The organism is Streptomyces poriticola, assembly GCF_036689765.1.
Classification (GTDB): domain Bacteria; phylum Actinomycetota; class Actinomycetes; order Streptomycetales; family Streptomycetaceae; genus Streptomyces; species Streptomyces poriticola.
In genome coordinates this window covers 17,600-38,165 of the sequence record NZ_JBAGKH010000040.1, presented here as the reverse complement: position 1 = coordinate 38,165, position 20,566 = coordinate 17,600, and the positions used below count along the sequence as shown (strand labels likewise).

Here is a 20,566-nt window from a genome sequence, read left to right as displayed (position 1 = left end):
GCGTGTCTTCCGGCCCTGCCCGACGCCGCAGGGCTGGGGCGTGGTGGGCATGGGTGAGGCCGGGCACCGATGATTCGGCGCCCGGCCTCGGGGCTTCCGGCTGCCGCGGACCCGGGGGGTCAGTGCTGGTCGCGGCCGGCGAGTTTCTCCAGGCGGGGGACCATCTCGGGCGGCAGCGGGAGACGGGCGATCTCCTGCGACAGCTCCCGGGCGCGGTCGGTGAAGGAGGGCTCGGACAGCAGCCGCTCGCAGGCCTCGGCGACCCGCTCGGGGGTGGCGTCGCCGGGCGGGAGGACGAGCGCCGCGCCGTAGTCGGCGATGCGGTTCGCCGGGGCGTCGAAGACCACCGCCTCCGGGATGATCAGCTGCGGTACTCCGGCGTCCAGGGAGGTCACCGTGGTGGAGCCGCCCGCGTGGTGCACCACGAGGTCGCAGGTGGGTGCGAGGACGTCGAGGGGGATCCAGCCGGTGCGCACTCCGGGGAGTTCCGCGCGCAGTCCGGCCGCGAGGGACTCGGGCGCCGGGACGACGATCTCCACGTCGAGCGGGGCGATGTTGCGGACCAGGTCGCGCAGGAACGCGAGGTTGCGTTCCGGGGTGGCCCGGCTGCCCGACGTCACGCACACCCGGCGGCGTTCGCCCCTGGTGAGCATCCACGGTTCGAGTTCGCGCTGCAGGTTGCCGGGGCGCCAGCGCATCAGTTCGGCCGGCGGCGCGTCGGGCGGGGTGAGGCTGGGCGGGCAGATCTCGATCCGCAGATCGGGCTCGGGCAGCCGGTCGAGTCCCAGTTCCCGCAGTTCCGGGGCGAGTTCGAGTTCGGCACCGCGGTCCTGCGCGTTGGACTCGTCCGTGTCCCAGGCCTGGCGTACGTAGGGGATGCCCAGGTGGGCGGCGAGCAGCGGGGCCGCGTACGACATGGATCCGCCGACCACCAGGTCGGGCCGCCAGGTGGTGCTGATCTCGCGCAGGGCCGGCAGGCCGTCGGCGGCCATCTGGGCGAACCAGCGGCCGACGAACGGGCCCTGGCTCTCCAGGTCCATCGGGATCTCCTTGGCGTTGCCCTCCCGGTCCTGGGTGATGAAGCGCCAGATGTCGTGCGGGGTCACCGCGACGCCGGGGACCCCGGTGCCGGTGACCGACGGCATCATGTCCTTGGTCGAGGCCATGAGGATCTCGTGCCCGGCGTTGTGGACCGCGCGGGCCAGCGGCACCAGACCGAAGACGGTGGCCGGGCTGCCACCCGGTATGAACAGGAACTTCATGGTTCTTCCTTCTGTGCCGGTGGGGCGTCGGGTCAGGCCGCCGCCTGCTTGGCCGGTGCCGTCTGCTGCGGCTCCCGGTCGGGGTCGGTGATGCCGGTGGCGAGCAGCGCCGCCAGGAGGGCGACGGCGAGGCCCGCGCAGGCCAGGAAGCCGGTCCTGACCGAGGTCGCGTCGACCAGCGGACCGAGCAGCAGCGGGGAGACGAACTGCCCGGCGAAGGACGCGGTGCCGGACAGGGCCGTGGCCTGGCCGCGCAGTCGGGGCGGCGCGGTGTCGCCGATGAGGACGGTGGTGGCCGGCATGAGGATGCCCATGCCGAGGCCGAACAGGCCGGTGCCGGCCACGATCAGCGCGATGTGTCCCGTGGTGCCGAGCAGGACGAAGCCGACGGTCCAGACTCCGGCCGTGGCACGGAGCAGGACGCTGTAGCCGAGGTCGGAGCGCAGCTTGGCGTACGCGAAGCCGATCAGGCTCATCGTGACCGAGGAGGTGGTGCTGATCAGCGCGACGAGGAAGGGCTTCTCGATGCCGATCTCGGCGAGCCGGAAGGGGATGAACACCGCCAGGCCGTACAGCAGGATCGCCGCCACCACCAGCATGCCGTAGAAGCCGAGCAGGGCCGGCTTGCGGGTCAGCAGCGGCAGGAGCCGTTCCGTGGGCCCCTCGTCGTTCGCCTGCGCGGTGTTCTCCTGCTTCGGCAGGAACAGCAGGGTGGCCAGGCCGAGCGGGACACCGATCAGATAGATAGCGAAGGGCGCGTGCCAGGAGATCCCGCCGACGGCGCCGGCGAGCAGGGGCCAGCTGACCCCGCCCAGGCTCATCGCGGTGGACCGCCAGCCCATGACGCGGTCGCGCCGTGCGCCCTCGTAGTAGGAGAGCAGCGCGACCGTGGAGCCGGCGAACACCGCGGCGGCGCCGACGCCGAAGACGATGCGGCTGAGGATCAGGACCGGGTAGGACTCGGTGAACAGTCCGGCGCCGCCGGCGAGGCCGTAGAGCACGAGGCCGCCCGCGAGGGGGACCCGCACGCCCCAGCGGTCGATGAGCCAGCCGACGGAGGGACTGGCGACCGCGATGGACAGGCCGTGGGCGGTGAGGATCATGCCGGCGGCCGTGCCGCTGAGGTCGAGTTGGCCGCGGATCACTTCCAGGACGGGGGCGACGACCGCGCCCGCCATGATGGTGAGGGTCGAGGCGAGCAAGAGGGTGGGGAGAGCGCCGGCACCGGCTGCGCCGCGGGAGGCTTTCATCGCTGTCTCCTGGGTCGTGCTGTCGGAAGCGGACCGCTCGGGTGCTTCGGATGCTTCGGGTGGTTCGGGTGCTTGGATGGTTCGGGTGGTTCGGGTGGCGCGGGTGAGCCGTCATGCGGTGGCGCGCCGTCCCCACGCGGAGACGAGCAGCGTGGTGATGTCGCGGGCGTGCCCGGTGGCGAGCGAGTCGAGGAAGCCGGACAGCTGCTCGGCGGTGACGAGGCCGCTGTCGACCAGGGCGTGGCCTTCCTGGCGCAGCCGCAGGGCGATCAGTTCGGTGTCGACGTCGCTCTGGCCGGGTCCCGCCGGTGTGACCCGGGAGGCCACGGACGTCAGCCCGGCCTGGGCCAGCGTGGCCGGCAGGCGGCGGCCCCACCACAGGTCGGCGCCCTGGCCGGCCATGCGCTTGAGGTAGCCGGCGATCAGGGTGCGGCCCACGTCGGTGGTGGCGTGCTCGGGCGGCAGGTAGTAGAAGTCCTCCAGGACCAGCCAGCCGCCGGGCGCCAGCCAGCGCAGCACCCTCTCCAGGGTGCGCCTCGGGTCGTCGAGGTGCTCGAACACGGCCCGGGCGTAGATCAGGTCGAAGGACCCGTCGGCGAAGTCCTGCTCGGCCACGTCTCCTTGACGTATCGTCAGATTCGGGGCCCGGACATCGGCGAGGTGGCTGATGTCGACGTCCACCGCGAGTACGGAGCCCTGGCCGGCGCGGCCGGCGAGCCAGGTGGCCATCGAACCGGCGCCGGGGCCCAGCTCCAGACAGCGCCAGGTGCGTTCGATGGGCAGGCCCTCCAGGATCTGCACGGACACCGGGTCGTACTTCGACTCGAACAGTTTCACCTGGTCGAGCGGGGACACCTGCCCCGGGGTCAGGGAGCCCGTGCTGTGCGCGCCCCCGGCGGGGCCCGCGGTCGCGACGGCTTCCGTCATCTTCGTCACCTTTCGCTGTCGCCGGGAACGACGGCCCGTGCGGGTGCCGCGATGTGCGCTGCGACCGTGCACAGCAGCAACTGCGGCTTCTCGGCCTCCAGTCGGGCCACTCGCTCCAGGCCGTCGGCGATCTTCGGATGCTTCACGTACGTGTGGTAGGCGTTCTCGTCCACCCACGCCGGGCAGTTCACGAACGTCAGGCCGTCCCGGCCGAGGTAGGACGTGGCCCCGATGAAGCCGGGGACGTGCCGTTTCCACGCGCCGGTCTCCTCCAGGAGGCCGAGCACGGCGCGGGCGGCGCCGGGGAAGGCCAGCCGCCGTACCGCGACGGCCACCACGCCGGGCGCTCGCCCCGCCGCCGGGCCCTGCGGCCCGGCGGCGGGGGTGCCCCCGAAGGCCAGTGCGGTCTCGACGGCGCGTCCGCGCGCGGGAGCGCCCAGCACGCTGTGCTCCGGGAGGCCGCCGATCGCGGCCTCCCGGTGCTGCTCGGCGGCCCACTCGACGTGGTGCACCACCGTGGTGCCGTCGCGGCTGAGCAGGATGCGCGCGGAGCGGAACCCGCAGGCCGGGCGCAGTCGTTCGGCGGTCTCCCCGATGAGTTCCGTGACCAGCGCCTCGGCCGTGGCGGGTGCCTCGGCCCGCAGCACGTCGAAGGTCGCGTGTCCGGTCTCCGCTTCGGGCGGGTGCACCGATGTCATCGGCTGTGACTCCACGGCTCGTGGTGCGTGGGCGGTTGCAGGGACGCGCTGCTCCCGGCTCAGTGCACCTGGATGATTTCGTAGTGGCCCTTCTTGAGGAGCATGCGGCCGTCCTCGGCGTCGCTGAGCCAGTCGATGATCACGTACCGGCCGGGCGTCAGGGGCAGCTGGAGCACCGAGGAGACGCCGGCGGACATGGGCAGCCCGCCGGGGCCCTCCCCGAGCGGGCCCGGGTCCTCCGGGAACTGGCCGCTGTCGCCGAACTCGGCGAACCAGGCGAGCAGGTCCTCCTCGGTCACGTGGTCTTCCAGCGGGAAGAAGATGGCCTCCGCGGGCTGGCCCTCGGGCATGGAGTTGCGGAAGACCAGCGGCCGGCCGGCGGTCACGGTGCCCGTCACCTCGTAGCGCGGCCTGCCGTCGATCAGCTTCGCCGTGACGGCGGCGGTGGCCCGGGGGGCCGTGCCGTCGGCGGTTCCCGAGACGGTCAGGGTGCGGTGGCGCGGCTGCGCGTCACGGATGTGCTTGTAGTCGAACAGGAAGTAGCGGCCGGGCCTGAGCCGCTGGGTGAACGAGGCGGGCTGGTCCGGGTAGATGACCGTGCCGCCGAGCAGGACGCCGGTGGTCCTCATCTGCTCGCTGCCCTCGATGATGTCGGGGCCGTCGGCGTTGATGATCTTCAGCAAGGTGGTGCGGAACCGGTCCCAGCTCACCCCCGGGCGCGGCCGTGCCAGGCCGATCCAGCCCGAGCCGTCGACCGTGGTGGTGGTACGGAAGGTGACCGTCCCCGGAGCCAGGGTGGCGGGCGCCTGCAGCCCGGTCGCGGTGCTGGTGACGTCCACGGTCCGCTGCGCGCCGGCCTCCGCGACCCGGCTGACGCCGCGCACGTCGCCGGCCGGGCGGGCGGCCGCGGGACCGGTGACCGCGGTGGCCAGGAGCGCGCCGACGGCGAGCGCCGTCCAGGCCCGCAGGTTCTTCTTCCTCGACATGAAGGAACTCCCGAGATTACTGATGTGATGCAGCGAAACGAGTGAACGCCGGAGCGGATACGAAGGGACACCCGCGTACGAATACGAATTCGCCCCGAAGGCACGCCTGCGTCATCGCCGCGTTCTTCTGCACTGCCGCGCTTTTCCGGGTCGCCGCGCCGTCCCGAGCGGGCTGGGCGCCTTTTCCGAGCGAGCTCATTCGGCCCCGGCGACGGATTCCCGCCAGGTGCGCGGGCCGAGGAAGCCCGACTGGCGTTCCGGCCTGCGCCACCCGGCGGCTGCGGGGCGGGGGGCGTCGACCTCGTCGTCTGCGCCTGCCCCTGCCCCTGCCACGGCGGCGAGAACCACCGCGGTGACCGCGGCCAGTTCCGCGTCGCTCGGGCTGCCCTTCACCACGCGGAGAAAGGGAGCGGTCCCCTCCGTGTCCACTTCATGTGCTCCTCACGACGGGTCAACTGGCCATCTCCACGGGTCACTTGCCATATCAGCGGAAGCTAATGACAAGCTTCTTCGACCCGTGCGGGAACTTCAAGGGAGCCAGATTCAGATCTCTGTGAAGTTCCGCAAATCACTGTGTGCGGGCGGGAACGGGGTCACGGCGCGGCCGCGTCGACCTGGGCCGCCACGGTGCACAGCACGTACTCGGGCGGGGCGACCTCGAGCCGCGCCAGCTCCTCCTGCCCCTCGGCGATGCGCGGATCGCCCATCCACGCCTGGTAGGCCACCTCGCTCACCCACATCGGGTAGTTGATGAAGGTCGTGCCGTCCTGGTCGACGTAGGGGGTCGCCGAGATGAAGCCGGGGAACTCCCGCTTCCACTCGCCGCTGCTCGCCAGCAGGTCGAGGACGGCGTCGGCGGACTCCCGGCCGCCCAGGTGCCGGGTGGCCACCACCACGACACCGGGCTGCTCCCCGGACTCGGGCCCCTCGACGACGGGGGTCGCCGGGGCGCCGCTGAAGACGGTGGCCGCGAGCACTCCCGGCCGGGCGCCCAGGGCGTGCAGGACCCCGCCCGCGGGGTTCTCCTTGAACGAGGTGCGGTAGGCCGCCTCGTCGGTCCACTCGCCCCGGTTGATCACCACGGTGCGGTCCGCGTTCACGTGCACCCGCGAGGAGATGAACCCCGGGGTGTGCCGCACCCAGCTCCTGACCTCGTCGGTGAGGATCCCGACCAGTTCGGCGGCCGTGCCGGCCCCGTCCACCCGGAGGACACCGAAGGTGACGAAGCCGGGGCCCGGCGCGTCGGGAGCGGTCACCGGAAGGCCTCGGCGTGCTCCTCGGCCCAGCTGCGGAAGGTCCTGGCCGGCCTGCCGGTGACGTCCGCGACCACCGTCGAGCTCAGCTCCGGCGTCTCGGTGATCATCGCGAAGTAGTCGAGCGCGCCGTCCGCGTACGAGGGGGGCCAGCCGGAGGCGACCATGGCGGCACGCGCGGCTTCGTGCTGCACGTCCTGCCAGCCGAGGTCGCGGCCGATCACCTCGCCGATGATGCGCACCTGCTCCTTCTGCGACAGCTCCTCGGGCCCGGTGACCAGGTACTTCTGGCCGGCGTGCCCCGGGCCGGCCAGCGCGACCGCGCCTACGGCCGCGAGGTCGGCCTCGTGCACGGAGGTGCGGGTCGCCGCGCCGTAGGGGAAGTGCACCACCTCTCCCCCGCCGCGGATCTGCTCGGCGAAGCCCAGGGCGTTGGCCTGGAAGCCGGTGGTGCGCAGGAAGGTCCACTCCAGGCCGGTCGCCTCCAGGAGCTCCTCCAGGTAGGCGTGGCAGTTGTTGTCGACGCGCTCGAGACCGATGTGCACGCCTACCGACGAGACGAGGACCACCCGGCGTGCCCGGGCCTCTATCTTCTTCACGACCTCGGGTGCGGTCGTCACGTCGGTGGTGAAGAACGGCCACATCAGGAAGACGCCGTCGACACCGTCCAGGGCGGCGTCCAGGGTGTCCGGCCGGGCGAGGTCGCCCTCGAACAGCTCGACGCCCTCGGGCAGCCGGCCGACGTTCGGGTCGTCCTTGAGCACGAGGGCGCGGACGCGGGCCCCGGCCCTGAGGAGTTCGGCGGCCGCGTGGGGGCCCACGTTTCCGGTGGCCGCGGTGATCAGGACGGTGTGTTGGTTCGGCATGGGTAGGTGTCCTCAGTTCGGTGGCTCGGTGGCTCGGTGGCTGGGTGGCTGGGTGGTTCGGTGGCGGCTTCCGGGAGCGGGGCGTCGGGGCGTCCGGCCGGAGGCCCCGGCTCACTGCGGCGGGTTGCCGTGCTTGCGGGTGGGCAGATCGGCGTGCTTGGCGCGGAGCATGTCGAGCGAGCGGATCAGCACCGAGCGGGTCTCGCGCGGGTCGATGACGTCGTCGATCAGGCCGCGCTCCGCCGCGTAGTACGGGTGCATCAGCTCGTCCTTGTACTCCGCGATGCGCTGCTCGCGTACGGCGTCGGGGTCGTCGGCCGCGTTGATCTCCCGCCGGAACACGACGTTGGCCGCGCCCTCCGCGCCCATCACCGCGATCTCGTTGGTGGGCCAGGCCAGGGAGAGGTCCGCGCCGATGGAGCGGGAGTCCATCACGATGTACGCGCCGCCGTACGCCTTGCGCAGCACCAGCGACACTCTCGGCACGGTGGCGTTGCAGTAGGCGTACAGGAGTTTGGCGCCGCGTCGGATGATGCCGTTGTGCTCCTGGTCGACGCCCGGCAGGAAGCCCGGCACGTCGACCAGGGTGACCAGCGGGATGCTGAAGGCGTCGCAGAACTGGACGAAGCGTGCGCCCTTCTCCGAGGACTCGATGTCGAGGACCCCGGCCATGGCGGCGGGCTGGTTGGCGACGATGCCGACGACATGGCCGTCCAGACGTGTCAGGGCGCACACGATGTTGGTGGCCCAGCCCGGGTGGACCTCGAAGAACTCGCCGTCGTCGACGACCTCCTCGATGACCTTGCGGATGTCGTAGGCCTGCCCTGAGCCGACAGGCACCAGGTCGAGCAGGGCGTCATTGAGCCGGTCCGCCGGGTCGCCCGACCGCTCCACGGGGGCCAGTTCACGGTTGTTGGCGGGCAGCAGCGAGAGCAGGTAGCGCACGTCCTCGATGCAGGACTCCTCGTCGTCGTACGCGAAGTGCGCGACGCCCGAGGTCATCGAGTGCACATCGGCGCCGCCGAGGCCGTTCTGCGTGATCTCCTCGCCCGTGACGGTCTTGACCACGTCGGGGCCGGTGATGAACATCTGCGAGGTGTCGCGGACCATGAACACGAAGTCCGTCAGGGCGGGGCTGTAGGCCGCTCCGCCGGCGCACGGGCCCAGCATGACGCTGATCTGCGGGATCACCCCGGAGGACCTGGTGTTGCGCTGGAAGATGCCGCCGTACCCGGCGAGCGCCGTGACGCCCTCCTGGATGCGGGCACCCGCGCCGTCGTTGAGGGACACGAGGGGGGCGCCGGCGGCCTCGGCGAGGTCCTGGATCTTGTGGATCTTCTGGGCGTGGGCCTCGCCCAGGGCGCCGCCGAAGATCCGGAAGTCATGGGCGTACACGAAGACCGTACGGCCGTGGACGCTGCCCCAGCCGGTGACCACTCCGTCGTTGTACGGCTTCTTGTGCTCCAGGCCGAAGCCGGTGGCGCGGTGCCGGCGCAGCGGCTCCACCTCGTTGAACGAGCCCTTGTCCAGGAGCAGCGTGATCCGCTCGTACGCGGTCAGCTTGCCCTTGGCGTGCTGCCGTTCGGTGGCGGCCGGGTCGGGGCCCTGCCGCGCCGTCTCCTTGATCTCGGTGAGCTCGGATATGCGGTCGAGGATCGTCTGGTCGCTTGCGGACATGGGGTCTGCACACTCTCCGTAGGTCGTGGGTCGGACGGCGGCGAACGGCGTCGGTCAGACCCCGGTGGCCGCCGCGGTGAACGCGTCGGCGGTCAGGCCCAGTTGGCGGGCGGTGTGCGTGGCGTGGACACGGGCGCCCGGCGTGATGCGCCGGATCAGCCCGCCGAGGACCAGGCCGCTGCCCACCTCGACGAACCGGTGCGTGCCGCAGGCGTCGAGGGTGCGCACCGCCTGGTTCCAGCGCACGGGGCTGGTGAGCTGGCCGCGCAGCGCCACGACGGCCTCCGCCGCGGTCGTCACCCGGGTGCCGGTGACGCTGGAGACCAGCGGGATGCGCGGTTCCCGGAAGTCCGTGGAGATCAGTGCCTCGGTGAACTCCGCCTCGACGCCGCGCAGCAGCCGGGAGTGGAAGGGCCCTCCGGGCTTCAGCGCGGCCACCCGTGCGGCCCCGGCGGCGCGGGCCGCGCCCATCACCGCGGTCACGGCCTCGGCCTCGCCGGAGACCACCGTCTGGCCGGGGCCGTTGTCACCGGTGATCTCGACGGCGCGGCCGGTGGCTGTCGCGGCTGCGGCGCACAGCCGTGCCACGGCTGCCCGGTCGAGGCCGAGCACCGCGACGGTCGCGCCCTGCACCCGGTCGGCGACCGTGGCCGTCAGCTCGCCGCGCAGCCGGACCAGCGACAGGGCGTCGGTCCACTCCAGGACTTCCGCGGCGACGAGTGCCGCGTACTCCCCCAGGCCGTGCCCGGCGACCGCGTCGGGTTCGATGCCCCGGCCGCGCAGCACCTCCAGGGTGGCCAGGCTCGCCAGCAGGATCGCCGGCTGGGCGACCACGGGGTCGTCCAGGTCCCGGGCGGGCCCGTGCCAGGACAGCCGGGACAACGGGATGCCGAGGTGGTCGTCGGCGACGCGGTAGTAGGTGTCGAGCAGGTCGGGCCGCTGGGCGAGCAGGTGCCTGCCCATGCCGAGTCGCTGCGAGCCCTGCCCGGGAAACACGAATGCGGTGCCGGTCATCCTCATGTCCTTGTCGTCACTCGACGGTGCCGGTGACGGCCGCCTCAGCAGGCGAGCAGCACCGGTTCGGATACGTGCGCCGCGTCGCCCGGGCCGGGGGCGCGCAGCCAGTCCTCGGTCAGCCGGCGGATGCGGACCCGCCCCGGGGCGGGTCCGCGGACCGCGGCGGCGGCGGAGTGGGTGGGGCCGCAGGGGACGTCGAGAATCGCCCACCCGGCCGGATGGCGTCCGGTGTCGGCGCCGAGATAGTCCTGGGCGGGCGAGCGGCTCAGGCCCGTGCCGATGCCCTTGAGGAAGGCCTCCTTGCGGGTCCAGATCCGGCCGAAGCAGGCGGTCGGCTCCCCTGCCGCCGCCAGTTCGCGCTGTTCGTCCGGGTGCAGGGCCCGGGCGCAGATCTCGACGCTCTCCTGCTTCGGCCGCTTCTCCACGTCCACGCCGATCGCTGCGGCGGCGACGCCCACGAGGGCGACTCCCCCGCTGTGCGACAGCGAGAAGTGCAGGTCCGGGGCGGCTTCGGCGGGCCGTGCCACGGCGGGCCTGCCGTGGGCCCCGCCGCAGCCGGGGCAGGGCTCGCGGACGAACGTCACGTCCGCGGGTGCCGTGCCGGTGTAGCGGCCGAGGAGCCTGCGCAGCGCGATGTGCGCGGAGGCGTAGAGCAGCCCGTCCTCGGCGCGCATGAACGAGTCGGCCCTGCGCTGTTCGGCCGCGTCGAGTTCCGTGGTGTCGAGCGCCGTCGCGTCCGGCACGGCGGGGCTGCGCACCAGCCACAGGTCGACCCGGTCCGCGGAGACGGTGAAGTCGAAGGAGGGGTCGTCGGCCGGCCGGCGGGCCGGTGGCGTGGCTCTCGGCCGGTTGCTCCCGTTCATGCCGGTACCGGCGAGCGGTGCCGGTGCGGTCTTCGTACGCTCCCGAGCTGACCCGCCAGGCAGTCGACCAGCTCGGCGGCGCTGTTCGCGAGCAGCAGCATCTGCAGGTTCAGCTCGACCTTCAGGGCGGCTTCCATGCGGTGCTGGAGTTCGAGGCCGGCGATCGAGCCGATGCCCAGGCTGTTCATCGGCCGGTCCGTGGTGTCGACGAGATGGGGCGCGATGTCCAGGACCCGGCCGAGTTCCTGGCGTACGTACGTGTCGAGCATCCGCACGCGCTCGTCGGGTGCGGCGGCGGCCAGGGTCGCGCGGTCGGGTGCGCTCACCTCGGCGGCGGGCGGGCGGGGCCGGCCGGCGTGTGAAGTCGCTGTCATGGTCCGTCCCGAGGTCAAGGGGTGAGGGGTCGGGCCGGCCGGGCCGGGCGGCGTGCTGCCGCCCGGCCCGGCCGGAGCTGTCCGACGGCCGTGTCAGGCCTGGTAGGGGGTCTTCTCCCGGGCCTCGCGCAGGGCGTTGCCCCACCAGACGAGCTGGTCGAGGAGCACCTTGGCGGCGCCGGCCGGACCGGTCTGGTCCTTGGGCCGGCCCGCGTCGTCGAAGCCGTCGAGGCCGTGGAAGCTGACCGCGTCGCGGACGGTGACCGCGTGCAGCTCGGCGAAGACCGGACGCAGGTGCTCCACGGAGCGCAGGCCACCGGCCATGCCGCCGTAGGAGACGAAACCGACCGGCTTGGCGCGCCACTCGGTGTAGTGCCAGTCGATGAGGTGCTTGAGCGACGCCGGGTAGCTGTGGTTGTACTCCGGCGTCACCACCACGTACGCGTCGGCCGTCTCCAGGCGCGGCGACACCTTGGCGAGGGCCTCGGCGCCCTCCGGCGACGGCTCGAAGGAGATGGCGCGCGGCAGCTCGTGGTCGGCGAGGTCGATCACGTCGACCGTGAGGTCGTCCCGGTCCTTGGCGATACCGGCGAACCACTCACCGACCGTAGGTCCGAACCGGCCTTCGCGGACGCTGCTGATGACGATCGCAAGCCGCAGAGGCTTCGACATGGAGTTTCCTTTCATCGGGGAACGTGGTGGGCGGTGGTGTCCGCCGACCGCCGCGGCGCAAGGCCGCGGAGCGCGATGACCAGACCGGCGAGTCCGACGGCCGTGATCAGCAGGAGCACCGGCTCCCGGCCCGCCGGGTACAGCGCGGCGCAGAGCACGGTCATGAGGGCCGCCGACAGCTGGACGGCGGTCTGGTAGTGGCTGCCCGCCGCCGCCTGCAGGGAGTCCGGGACCGACCCGGTGGCCTGGGTGTGGAGGGCGGTGAAGGCGCACACGAACGCGGCGCCGACGAACAGCATCGTGGGCAGCACATCGGTGGCGTAGTGGACCTCGGCGCCGGTGCGCGGGTAGAGCGCGTAGCCGAGCGGTGCGGCGGTGGCGCCCGCCGCGATCAGCCGGGCCGGGCCGAAGCGGGTGACGAGGCGTCCGGAGTGCAGTGCGGTGAGCGCGAGGGGTGCCGCCGCGGGCAGGAAGGCGAGGCCCGTCTGCAACGGGCCGAAGCCGGCGCGCTGTTGCAGGTGCAGGGTGCTCACCAGGAGCAGGCCCAGGTAGGAGCCGTTGAGGACGCCGGCGCCGAGCGCCGAGCGCACGAACGGTCCTCGGGTGAGCAGGCCCAGGTTCAACAGGGGCTGCCGGGCGGTGAGTTCGATCCGTACGAAGAGCAGTCCGAGCACGAGCGCGCCTGCGAACGCCGCGATGACGGACGGGTGGTCCCAGCCCGTGTCGGGGCCGCGGGAGACGGCGTGCATCAGGAGCAGCAGGGCCGCGGTGAGGCTGAGGGCGCCCGCGATGTCGTAGCGCCGCGGTGCGGCCGGGCGGGGTTCGTCGCGGGGGATCAGGCGCAGGCCCGCGACGAAGAGCAGCAGGGCGACCGGCGCGGGGAAGGCGAAGGTCCAGCGCCAGCTGATCTCGGTGAGCGCCCCGGACAGGAGCAGTCCCGCCGAGAAGCCGCTGGCGCCGAAGAGGGAGTAGACCGACAGGGCCCGGGAGCGGGCGGGGCCCTGGGGGAAGGAGGAGGCGATGATGGCGATGCCGGTGGGCGCGGTGAGCGCGGCGCAGAAGCCCTTCACGAAGCGGGTGGCCGTGAGCAGGGCCGCGTGGTCCGCGAGGGCACCGGCGAGGGACGCGACGGCGAACACCAGGAGTGCCGCCAGATAGACGGGGCGGCGTCCCAGGATCGCCACGGCCCGGCCGCCGAAGAGCAGCAGGGCGCCGAAGCCGGCGGCGAACCCCGAGACCACCCAGTGGAGCTGACGGGGGGCCAGATCCAGGTCGGCGCCGATGGCGGGCAGCGCCACCAGGGCGACGGACACCTCCAGGGCGTCGATGAGCATGTTGCCCGCCAGCACGAACAGCAGGCCCCACGGGGCCGCTCGGGCGCCGTTCACGGGTGGTGTCGTACGTGTCATGGTCCTGTTCCGGCCTGGTCGCGGGATGGGGGTGGTGGGGGGGTCGGGCCGGCCGGGCGGGTTGGTGCCCGGCCGGCCCTGCCGACGTGACGGGGGGGCACGCCGGCCGTCCGTGGGGCCGGGCGGGTCAGCCCAGCAGGGTGCCGCCGGTGGCGTCGACGAAGGACCCGGTGATCCAGCGGGCCTCGTCACCGGCGAGGAAGGCCACCACGTCGGCGATGTCCTCGGGCTCGCCGACGCGGTTGAAGGCGGACAGCTGCGCCATCTGCTCCACCGCCTCGGGGATGCCGAAGACGGGGTTGTCGTTGCGGGTGATGCCGGGTGCCACGGAGTTGATGGTGATGTTCCGCGGGCCCAGGTACTTCGCGAAGTGCAGGGCGAGCTGGTCGACCGCGCCCTTGGTCATGGCGTACGCGATCTCGTCCGGGTTCGCGAACCGGGTGAGGCCGGAGGTGATGTTGATGATGCGGCCGCCGTCGGGCATGTTCTTCAGCGCGCGCTGGATGAGGAAGAACGGCGCCTTGGCGTTGACGGCGAAGAGCTCGTCGAACTTCTCCGGGGTGGTGTCCTCGGGCTTGACGCCGCCCATGACACCGGCGTTGTTGACGAGGATGTCCAGGTCGGTGGAGCCGGTGCGCTCGCGCAGTCCGCTCTCCAGGCCGAGGAAGAGTTCGTGCACGTCGCCGGGGACGCCGAGTTCGGCGCGGACGGTGAAGGCCCGGCCGCCGTCCTTCTCGATCTCGGTGACGACCTCGTCGGCGGCGTCCTTGCGTGCCGTGTAGTGGACCGCGACGAGCGCGCCCTCCTGGGCGAGGCGTGTCGCGGCCGCCCGGCCCATGCCCCGGCTGGAGCCGGTGACCAGCGCGGTCTTGCCCGTGAGCCTGTTCATGTGTGTTCTCCACTTCTTCGCCGTCGCTGTGGCCGACGGGTTGGTGTTCGCCCGCGCCGCGGCCGACGGCGCCGCCGGGGCGGGGCGGGTGGCCGCCGCCTGCGCGGCGGGCGTTCCGAACCAGCGGTGCAGCGCCTGCTCCAGGTCCGTGCCGGGGGTGTCGGCCCAGACGACGTAGCCGTCCGGGCGCACCAGGAGGGCCCCGGTGTCCGGTGCCGCGCCGCCGGTGCACGAGCCGGCGCTGACGGTGCGCACCAGGTCTGCCCAGGGCGCCGCGGCGGAGCGCAGCGCCTCGTGCCGGGCGGCGCCGCCGGGCTTGCCGCAGGGCAGCAGGAGCAGGACGCCCCGCCCGGGGCGCAGCGTCGCCGTGCTGGTGACGGCGCCCTCGTCGGTGGTGAGCTGCCAGTGCGGCAGCCGGCGGCCGAGCAGCGGGTGTTCGCCCGGCCCCACCTCGTAACGGGTGTCGAGGCCGGAGATCGCTCCGGCCAGATGGGCCCGTACGTTCTCGCTGCCCGCGGCCAGTTCGGCGAGGACCTGCCGGACCGGCTCGACCTCGGCGGAGCCGAGCAGCAGCAGTGCCTGTGCCCTGATGTTGCCGAGGACCTTCTGGCCGACGGCGTGCCGTTCGCCGTGGTAGCTGTCGAGCAGTCCGTGCGGGCCCCGCTCGGCCACTTGCGCGGCGAGTTTCCAGCCGAGGTTGACGGCGTCCTGCAGGCCCAGGTTGAGGGCCTGCCCGCCGATCGGCATCTGCTGGTGCGCCGCGTCGCCGGCGAGGAGGAACCGGAAGTCGCGGTAGTTCTCCGCCTGCCGGGAGGCGTCGCCGAAGGAGTTCACCCACAGCGGGGTGCCGCCGGAGATGTCCTCGCCGGTGACGCGCTTCCAGGTGTCGGCGACGTCCGCGAACCGCGGCTGGGTGCCGCGGGGCTTGGCACCGAACTCGTGCACCATCACCCGGGTCACTCCGTCGGGACGCCGGGCGGCGATGGCGAGTCCGCCGTCGAGCCGCTCGAAGCGGCGGTTGGGTACGTCGATGCCCGCGACGTCGGCGCGCAGCAGTTCGCGTTCCGCGTCGGCGCCGGGGAACGCGAAGCCCCCCAGGCGGCGCACGACGCTGTTCTCGCCGTCGCAGCCGACGACGCACTTGGCGCGGAAGAGCTCCGTCGTCCCCGCCGCGGTGCGCACCTCGGCCTCGGCGTAGTCGCCGGTCGCGGTCAGGGCGGTCACCTCGTGGCCGCGCCTGATGTCCGCGCCCAGGTCCTTGGCCCACTGTCCGAGCAGCTCCTCCATGCGGGTCTGCTGGACCTTCCACTGGCCCGGGTAGGGGCTGGGAAGCGTGAGGTCGAGCGGGATCCCGCCGAAGTGGCCCATCGGCTCGTTGGGTATGTCGCCCAGCGGAGCGAGCAGACCACGGCTGTCGAGGATCTCCATGGTGCGGGCGTGCAGGGTGGACGCCCGCGACTCGGTGGTCGGTGCGGTGAGCTGTTCGAGGACCACCACGTCCGCGCCGGCGAGCCGGAGCTCGCCCGCGAGGAACAGCCCGACGGGGCCCGCGCCGACCACGACCACCTGGGTCTCGGTGTAGTCCCCGGGCATGGTCAGGCCCGCGCTTCCGCGTAGTCCTTGGCGTGGCCGAGGGTGGCCCGGCTGTTGGTGGACAGCGCGCCCTGGACGTACTTCCTGGCGTCCTCGACGGTCGCGTCGGCGCCGAGGATCCGGGCGATGTTCGCGGTGTTGATGGTGACGGTGTGCTGTGAGGAGGCGGAGACGCCGGTCTCGTCCTCGGCGAACGTCCAGTAGCCGGTGTGCAGGGTCATCAGTGCCGGCAGGGTCACCTGCTTGTAGGCGATCTTCTCGTGCGGGAAGGTCACCCGGTACGACTTGGTGGTGTGCGTGGAGCCGTCCTTGGCGCGGGTGTCCATCTCCAGCTCCTGCAGGCCCGGGGAGGGCTCGTCGAAGCGGACGGTGGCGACGTGCGGCAGCCGCTCGGGCCAGGCCTGCGCCTCGTTGATGAAGTCGAAGACGTCCTTGGCCAGGCCGTTGACGCGGATGGTGTCCTCGAAGGAGAACGTGAGGTCCTCGGCGGCGTGCGCGGCCTCCACGTTCTCCTTCAGCGCGGCCAGCTCGGAGCGGGAGTTGCGGTCGACGGCCTCGTCGATCCACGCCAGGCTCTCCGGGTCGTCGCCGACGGCCCGGTAGTCGTGCAGGAGCCGGATTCGGGACTCGCCCTCGGAGACCGGCTCGATGATCCACGTACCGCCCATGGCGGCGACCGGGGGTGCGGAGACCTCCTGGCGGAAGGTGATCCGCAGCTGCTCGGGGTCCAGGGTGCGGCGCGAGGTCCAGTTCTTGGCCTCGCCGTTGGCGGTGGCCCAGATGTGGATGCGCTCGGTGCCCTCGCCCTGCTCCTCGCGGTCGACGTAGATGGTCGGCGGGAAGATCCGCGGCCAGTTCTGGACCTCTGCGATCAGCCGGTACACGGCGGCGGCCGGCGCCGCGACCGTCGTCTCGTGCTCCACCTCGCGCAGGCCGGGCTGCGACATGCTGTGCTCCTCGGTTTCGGGGTCGGGTTGGAGTGGGGACCGGACGGAACAGGCGCGTCCGGCGCGGCCGTTGGGCTCAGAAGTTGCCGAGGCCGCCGCAGACGTTGAGGGCCTGCGAGGTGATGGAGGCGGCGGTGTCGGAGGCGAGATAGCCGACCAGGCCCGCCACTTCCTCGGGGGTCGAGTAGCGGCCCAGCGGGATCTTCGCCTGGAACTTCTCCAGGATCGCCTCCTCGGTGGCGTCGTACGCGGCCGCGTAGCCCTGGCGGACCCGCTGCGCCATCGGCGTCTCGACGTAGCCGGGGCAGACCGCGTTCACGGTGATGCCGGTGGGGGCCAGCTCGTTGCCGAGGGCCTTGGTGAAGCCGACGACGCCGTGCTTGGAGGCCGAGTAGGGGGCGCCGAGGACGACGCCCTGCTTGCCCGCGGTGGAGGCGATGTTGATGATGCGGCCGCGGTCCTTGGCGCGCATCCCACCGGTGGTGAGCGCCTCGCGGGTCAGCCGGAAGACGCTGTTGAGGTTGGTGTCGATGACGTCGGCCCACAGCTCGTCGGTGAGGTCCGCGGTGACGCCGCCGCCGCTGCGGCCGGCGTTGTTGACCAGGACGTCGACGGTGTCGAAGCGGTCGACCGCGGCCTGGACGAAGGCCCGGGCGTCGTCCGTGGACCGCACGTCGAGGGTGGTGCCGTCGGCGTCGAGGCCCTCGCTCTGGAGCTGCTTGACGGTCTCGGCGACGTTGTCGGCGCTGCGGGCACCGATGAACACCCGATGGTTCTGCGTGGCCAGGAGCCTGGCGGCGGCGAGCCCGATTCCGCTGGTGCCACCCGTGACGAGGGCGACCCTCTTGTCCTGCTGCGACATGTCTGTGTTCTCCGTAAGCAAAAGGGACTTGGCGTACGAGCCATGAAGGGGGGCCTGGCGTGCACGGCCGCCGCGACGGGAGCCGGCGCGGCGGCCGTGCCGGCGGGCCGGTGCTGGGGCCGGGAGCGTCCCGTCAGGAGGCGACGAGTTCCTCGAGGTAGCCGTTGATGGCGGCCACCAGGGTCCGCGGGGTGCGGTTGTCGGTGAAGACGTCGTCGTCGAGGGATATGCCGTACTCGCGCTCTATTCGGCCACCGGTCTCCAGGAGCGCCAGGGACTCGTAGCCCAGCTCCTCGAAGTCGGTGTCGAGGATGTCGCCGTCGAGGTCGACGCCCTCGTCCGCACCGGCGCCCTCGAGGAGGATGCGCTTGAGGTCCTCGATGGTGAATTCCTTGTCGGACATACGGGTCCCTTTCTGGGTTCGAGCACCCGCGCGGGTGCGGAGCGGTGGTGTACCGCCGCCCGCTCGGGAGTCGGCGGGGCGGCGGGGCCGGCGAGGGAGGGAGGTCAGTCGACCGCGCGGACGACGACGGCGGAGTTGAAGCCGCCGACACCGCGGGCGAGCACCAGGGCGGTGCGTACCGGGGCGGTGCGCGGCTGGCCGGTCACCAGGTCCAGGTCGTACTCGGGCGACGGCTCGACGTTGGTGGTCGGCGGGATCAGGCCCTCGCGGATCGCCAGAACGGCGCAGACCACGTCGACCGGGGCGGCGCCGGAGTAGAGGCGGCCGGTCATCGTCTTGGGCGCGGTGACCGGGACTCCGGACGGCCCGAAGACCGCGGTGATCGCGTCGGCCTCCTGGCGGTCCAGGTCCGGGCTGCCGGCGGCGTCGGCGAAGACCACGTCGACGTCGGCGGCCGTGACTCCGGCGTCGGCGAGGGCCGCCTCGACGGCGTGCCGCAGCCCCGGCTCGCGGCCGCTGCCGGGCTTCGGGTCGAAGGTGGAGCCGTAGCCCGCGACTTCGCCGTAGATCTTCCCGGCGCCCCGCTCACGGGCGGTCCGCTCGTCCTCCAGGATCAGCAGCGCGCCGCCCTCGCCCGGCACGTAGCCGTTCGCGGCCCGGTCGAAGGGCAGGTAGGCGCGCTCGGGCTGGTCGCTGGTGGAGAGGCGGCCGCCGGCGATCTGGGCGACCCAACCCCAGGGGCAGATCGAGGCGTCGAAGCCGCCGGAGAAGATCAGCTTGCTGCCCTTGCGGATCTGCCGGCGCGCCTGGGCGATGGCGTCGAGGCCGCCCGCGTGGTCGCTGACGACGACACCGCTGGGGCCCTTCATGCCGTTGCGGATGGAGATCTGGCCGCTGTTGACGGCGTAGAACCAGGCGAAGGACTGGTACGCGCTGACGTACTGGCTGCCCTGGCTCCACAGCTTCTTCAGCTCGTTCTGGCCGAACTCGAAGCCGCCCGAGGTGGAGGCGGTGACGACGCCCATGTCGTACTCGGGGATGTTGCCCGGCTCGACGCCCGCGTCCTCGAAGGCGCACTCGGCGGCGACCAGGGCGAGCTGCGTCATCCGGTCGGTCTGCGGGATCAGCCGGCTGGGCAGGTGCTCCTTGGCCTCGAAGCCGCGGATCTCCCCGGCGAGCTGTGCCGGGTACGACGACGGGTCGAAGCGGGTGACCCGCCCGATGGCGTTCTTGCCGACCCGGGTGGCGGCCCAGAACTCGTCCACGCCGAGCCCGTTGGGCGTCGCGACGCCGATACCGGTGATGACTGTCCTGGTGCTCATGCCGCGTTCCTCCCGGGTCGGGCGAGGACCATCGCGCTCTGGAATCCGCCGAAGCCGCTGCCGACCGTCAGGACCGCGTCGGTGCGCTGCTCGCGCGCGGTGAGCGGCACGTAGTCGAGGTCGCAGTCCGGGTCGGGGGTGTGCAGGTTCGCGGTGGGGGGCACCACGTGGTGTTCCATCGCCAGGACGGACGCGGCGATCTCGATCGAGCCGATCGCGCCGAGCGAGTGGCCCACCATCGACTTGATGGAGCTCACGGGGGTGCGGTACGCGTGGTCGCCGAGGCTCAGCTTGAACGCGGCGGTCTCGTGCCGGTCGTTCTGCTTGGTGCCGGAGCCGTGCGCGTTGATGTAGTCGATCCGGTCGGGGTTCATCCGCGCCTCGGCGAGGGCGACGTCGATGGCCTCGGACATCTCCCGCCCGTCGGGGCGCAGGCCCGTCATGTGGAAGGCGTTGCAGCGCGAGGCGTACCCGGCGATCTCGGCGTAGATGTGCGCGCCGCGTTTCCGGGCGTTCTGCAGCTCTTCGAGTACGAAGACGGCGCTGCCCTCGCCGAGCACGAAGCCGTTGCGGGTGCCGTCGAAGGGCCGCGAGGCGTGCGCGGGGTCGTCGTTGCGCGGTGTGGTGGCCTTGATCGCGTCGAAGCACGCCATGGTGATCGGCGAGATCGGGGCGTCCGTCGCACCGGCGATCATCACGTCCGCGGTGCCCTCGCGGATCAGCTCGACGGCGTGGCCGACCGAGTCGAGGCCGGAGGTGCAGCCGGTGGAGACCACCGTGGCCGGGCCTTCGGCGCCGACCGCCCACGCCGCCTCGGCCGCGAACGAGCTGGGCACGAAGTGGTTGTACAGGTGCTGCGGCGCATAGGTGTGGTCGACCAGGTCGAGGGTGCCGTTGTCGCTGACCACGCGGTACTCGTCGTCGAGTCCGGTGGTGGCGCCGACCGCGCTGCCGATGGTGACACCGGTGCGGTGCGGGTCGAACCCGGCGAGGTCGAGCCCGCTGTCGGCGAGTGCCTCACGGGCGGTGACCACAGCGAACTGGGCGGCGCGGTCCATGCGGCGGATCTCCTGCGGAGTCAGCCCGTGCAGTTCGGGGTCGAAGTCGGCCTCGGCCGCGACCCTGGATCGGAAGGCGGAGGGGTCGAAGAAGGTGATCCCCCGGGTCGCCGTGCGTCCTTCGCTCAGCAGACTCCAGAAGTTCTTGGCGCCGATGCCGCCCGGCGCGAGCACTCCGACTCCTGTGATTGCTACCCGGCGGCCCACTAGCGGTGGCCTCCCCTCGTGTCGGCGGACG

Annotated in this window: 20 protein-coding genes; all 20 read right to left on the bottom strand. The window is 72.4% G+C overall.

Annotation, left to right across the window (positions count from 1 at the left end; genetic code table 11):
* Positions 1 to 119: 119 nt before the first annotated feature.
* The 20 genes from V5O46_RS29200 to V5O46_RS29105 all read right to left on the bottom strand — a co-directional run bounded on the left by V5O46_RS29200 (position 120) and on the right by V5O46_RS29105 (position 20,535).
* Positions 120 to 1,262 carry a nucleotide disphospho-sugar-binding domain-containing protein gene (locus V5O46_RS29200; RefSeq protein ID WP_332887729.1) on the bottom strand — a complete coding sequence of 381 codons (1,143 nt, stop codon included), beginning with the start codon at positions 1,260 to 1,262 and terminating at the stop codon, positions 120 to 122.
* Positions 1,263 to 1,294: 32 nt separating this feature from the next.
* Positions 1,295 to 2,512, bottom strand: a complete 1,218-nt coding sequence (locus tag V5O46_RS29195) for an MFS transporter (RefSeq protein WP_332887728.1) — start codon at positions 2,510 to 2,512, stop codon at positions 1,295 to 1,297.
* 111 nt (positions 2,513 to 2,623) lie between these two features.
* Positions 2,624 to 3,439 (bottom strand): class I SAM-dependent methyltransferase, encoded by an 816-nt coding sequence (locus V5O46_RS29190; protein WP_332887727.1) that lies wholly within the window; start codon positions 3,437 to 3,439, stop codon positions 2,624 to 2,626.
* A gap of 5 nt (positions 3,440 to 3,444) precedes the next feature.
* On the bottom strand, positions 3,445 to 4,137 hold the full coding sequence (locus V5O46_RS29185) for a hypothetical protein (RefSeq protein ID WP_332887726.1): 693 nt from the start codon (positions 4,135 to 4,137) through the stop codon (positions 3,445 to 3,447).
* 59 nt (positions 4,138 to 4,196) lie between these two features.
* Positions 4,197 to 5,123 (bottom strand): hypothetical protein, encoded by a 927-nt coding sequence (locus tag V5O46_RS29180; protein WP_332887725.1) that lies wholly within the window; start codon positions 5,121 to 5,123, stop codon positions 4,197 to 4,199.
* Between the two features lie 195 nt (positions 5,124 to 5,318).
* A complete protein-coding gene (locus V5O46_RS29175) occupies positions 5,319 to 5,552 on the bottom strand; it encodes an acyl-CoA carboxylase epsilon subunit (protein WP_332887724.1) in 234 nt (77 codons plus the stop codon).
* Positions 5,553 to 5,716: 164 nt separating this feature from the next.
* Positions 5,717 to 6,379, bottom strand: a complete 663-nt coding sequence (locus V5O46_RS29170) for a putative quinol monooxygenase (protein WP_332887723.1) — start codon at positions 6,377 to 6,379, stop codon at positions 5,717 to 5,719.
* Complete coding sequence (locus V5O46_RS29165; protein ID WP_332887722.1) at positions 6,376 to 7,242, bottom strand: NAD(P)H-binding protein; 867 nt, start codon at positions 7,240 to 7,242, stop codon at positions 6,376 to 6,378. Before V5O46_RS29165 ends, V5O46_RS29170 begins: the two co-directional genes overlap by 4 nt.
* Positions 7,243 to 7,353: 111 nt before the next feature.
* Complete coding sequence (locus V5O46_RS29160) at positions 7,354 to 8,919, bottom strand: acyl-CoA carboxylase subunit beta (RefSeq protein ID WP_332887721.1); 1,566 nt, start codon at positions 8,917 to 8,919, stop codon at positions 7,354 to 7,356.
* Positions 8,920 to 8,973: 54 nt separating this feature from the next.
* On the bottom strand, positions 8,974 to 9,933 hold the full coding sequence (locus V5O46_RS29155; RefSeq protein WP_332887720.1) for an ACP S-malonyltransferase: 960 nt from the start codon (positions 9,931 to 9,933) through the stop codon (positions 8,974 to 8,976).
* Between the two features lie 44 nt (positions 9,934 to 9,977).
* Positions 9,978 to 10,799: a 4'-phosphopantetheinyl transferase family protein gene (locus V5O46_RS29150; RefSeq protein WP_332887719.1), complete on the bottom strand. Its 822-nt coding sequence runs from the start codon at positions 10,797 to 10,799 to the stop codon at positions 9,978 to 9,980.
* Positions 10,796 to 11,173 (bottom strand): acyl carrier protein, encoded by a 378-nt coding sequence (locus tag V5O46_RS29145; protein WP_332887718.1) that lies wholly within the window; start codon positions 11,171 to 11,173, stop codon positions 10,796 to 10,798. The genes V5O46_RS29150 and V5O46_RS29145 overlap by 4 nt, the downstream gene beginning before the upstream one ends.
* A gap of 93 nt (positions 11,174 to 11,266) precedes the next feature.
* Complete coding sequence (locus V5O46_RS29140; RefSeq protein WP_332887717.1) at positions 11,267 to 11,845, bottom strand: NADPH-dependent FMN reductase; 579 nt, start codon at positions 11,843 to 11,845, stop codon at positions 11,267 to 11,269.
* Positions 11,846 to 11,856: 11 nt separating this feature from the next.
* Entirely contained in the window at positions 11,857 to 13,233 is a 1,377-nt protein-coding gene (locus V5O46_RS29135; RefSeq protein ID WP_332887716.1) for an MFS transporter, read from the bottom strand.
* Between the two features lie 148 nt (positions 13,234 to 13,381).
* Complete coding sequence (locus tag V5O46_RS29130; RefSeq protein ID WP_332887715.1) at positions 13,382 to 15,736, bottom strand: SDR family oxidoreductase; 2,355 nt, start codon at positions 15,734 to 15,736, stop codon at positions 13,382 to 13,384.
* Between the two features lie 2 nt (positions 15,737 to 15,738).
* Positions 15,739 to 16,683, bottom strand: coding sequence for an aromatase/cyclase (locus V5O46_RS29125; protein WP_332887714.1), 945 nt, complete (start codon positions 16,681 to 16,683; stop codon positions 15,739 to 15,741).
* A 76-nt stretch (positions 16,684 to 16,759) separates the two neighbouring features.
* Positions 16,760 to 17,545: a 3-oxoacyl-ACP reductase FabG gene (gene fabG, locus V5O46_RS29120; RefSeq protein WP_332887713.1), complete on the bottom strand. Its 786-nt coding sequence runs from the start codon at positions 17,543 to 17,545 to the stop codon at positions 16,760 to 16,762.
* A 133-nt stretch (positions 17,546 to 17,678) separates the two neighbouring features.
* The gene (locus V5O46_RS29115; protein WP_332887712.1) at positions 17,679 to 17,948 is read right to left on the bottom strand and encodes an acyl carrier protein; all 270 of its coding nucleotides are present in this window, start codon (positions 17,946 to 17,948) and stop codon (positions 17,679 to 17,681) included.
* A 104-nt stretch (positions 17,949 to 18,052) separates the two neighbouring features.
* Entirely contained in the window at positions 18,053 to 19,270 is a 1,218-nt protein-coding gene (locus V5O46_RS29110; RefSeq protein WP_332887711.1) for a ketosynthase chain-length factor, read from the bottom strand.
* On the bottom strand, positions 19,267 to 20,535 hold the full coding sequence (locus V5O46_RS29105; RefSeq protein ID WP_332887710.1) for a beta-ketoacyl-[acyl-carrier-protein] synthase family protein: 1,269 nt from the start codon (positions 20,533 to 20,535) through the stop codon (positions 19,267 to 19,269). Before V5O46_RS29105 ends, V5O46_RS29110 begins: the two co-directional genes overlap by 4 nt.
* Positions 20,536 to 20,566: the final 31 nt, after the last annotated feature.

Bases quoted from the DNA above. Each gene is read 5' to 3' on its own strand.
- V5O46_RS29200 (WP_332887729.1), bottom strand. From the start codon at position 1,262: ATGAAGTTCCTGTTCATACCGGGTGGCAGCCCGGCCACCGTCTTCGGT.
- V5O46_RS29195 (WP_332887728.1), bottom strand. From the start codon at position 2,512: ATGAAAGCCTCCCGCGGCGCAGCCGGTGCCGGCGCTCTCCCCACCCTC.
- V5O46_RS29190 (WP_332887727.1), bottom strand. From the start codon at position 3,439: ATGACGGAAGCCGTCGCGACCGCGGGCCCCGCCGGGGGCGCGCACAGC.
- V5O46_RS29185 (WP_332887726.1), bottom strand. From the start codon at position 4,137: ATGACATCGGTGCACCCGCCCGAAGCGGAGACCGGACACGCGACCTTC.
- V5O46_RS29180 (WP_332887725.1), bottom strand. From the start codon at position 5,123: ATGTCGAGGAAGAAGAACCTGCGGGCCTGGACGGCGCTCGCCGTCGGC.
- V5O46_RS29165 (WP_332887722.1), bottom strand. From the start codon at position 7,242: ATGCCGAACCAACACACCGTCCTGATCACCGCGGCCACCGGAAACGTG.
- V5O46_RS29160 (WP_332887721.1), bottom strand. From the start codon at position 8,919: ATGTCCGCAAGCGACCAGACGATCCTCGACCGCATATCCGAGCTCACC.
- V5O46_RS29155 (WP_332887720.1), bottom strand. From the start codon at position 9,933: ATGACCGGCACCGCATTCGTGTTTCCCGGGCAGGGCTCGCAGCGACTC.
- V5O46_RS29150 (WP_332887719.1), bottom strand. From the start codon at position 10,799: ATGAACGGGAGCAACCGGCCGAGAGCCACGCCACCGGCCCGCCGGCCG.
- V5O46_RS29145 (WP_332887718.1), bottom strand. From the start codon at position 11,173: ATGACAGCGACTTCACACGCCGGCCGGCCCCGCCCGCCCGCCGCCGAG.
- V5O46_RS29140 (WP_332887717.1), bottom strand. From the start codon at position 11,845: ATGTCGAAGCCTCTGCGGCTTGCGATCGTCATCAGCAGCGTCCGCGAA.
- V5O46_RS29130 (WP_332887715.1), bottom strand. From the start codon at position 15,736: ATGCCCGGGGACTACACCGAGACCCAGGTGGTCGTGGTCGGCGCGGGC.
- V5O46_RS29125 (WP_332887714.1), bottom strand. From the start codon at position 16,683: ATGTCGCAGCCCGGCCTGCGCGAGGTGGAGCACGAGACGACGGTCGCG.
- fabG (WP_332887713.1), bottom strand. From the start codon at position 17,545: ATGTCGCAGCAGGACAAGAGGGTCGCCCTCGTCACGGGTGGCACCAGC.
- V5O46_RS29115 (WP_332887712.1), bottom strand. From the start codon at position 17,948: ATGTCCGACAAGGAATTCACCATCGAGGACCTCAAGCGCATCCTCCTC.
- V5O46_RS29110 (WP_332887711.1), bottom strand. From the start codon at position 19,270: ATGAGCACCAGGACAGTCATCACCGGTATCGGCGTCGCGACGCCCAAC.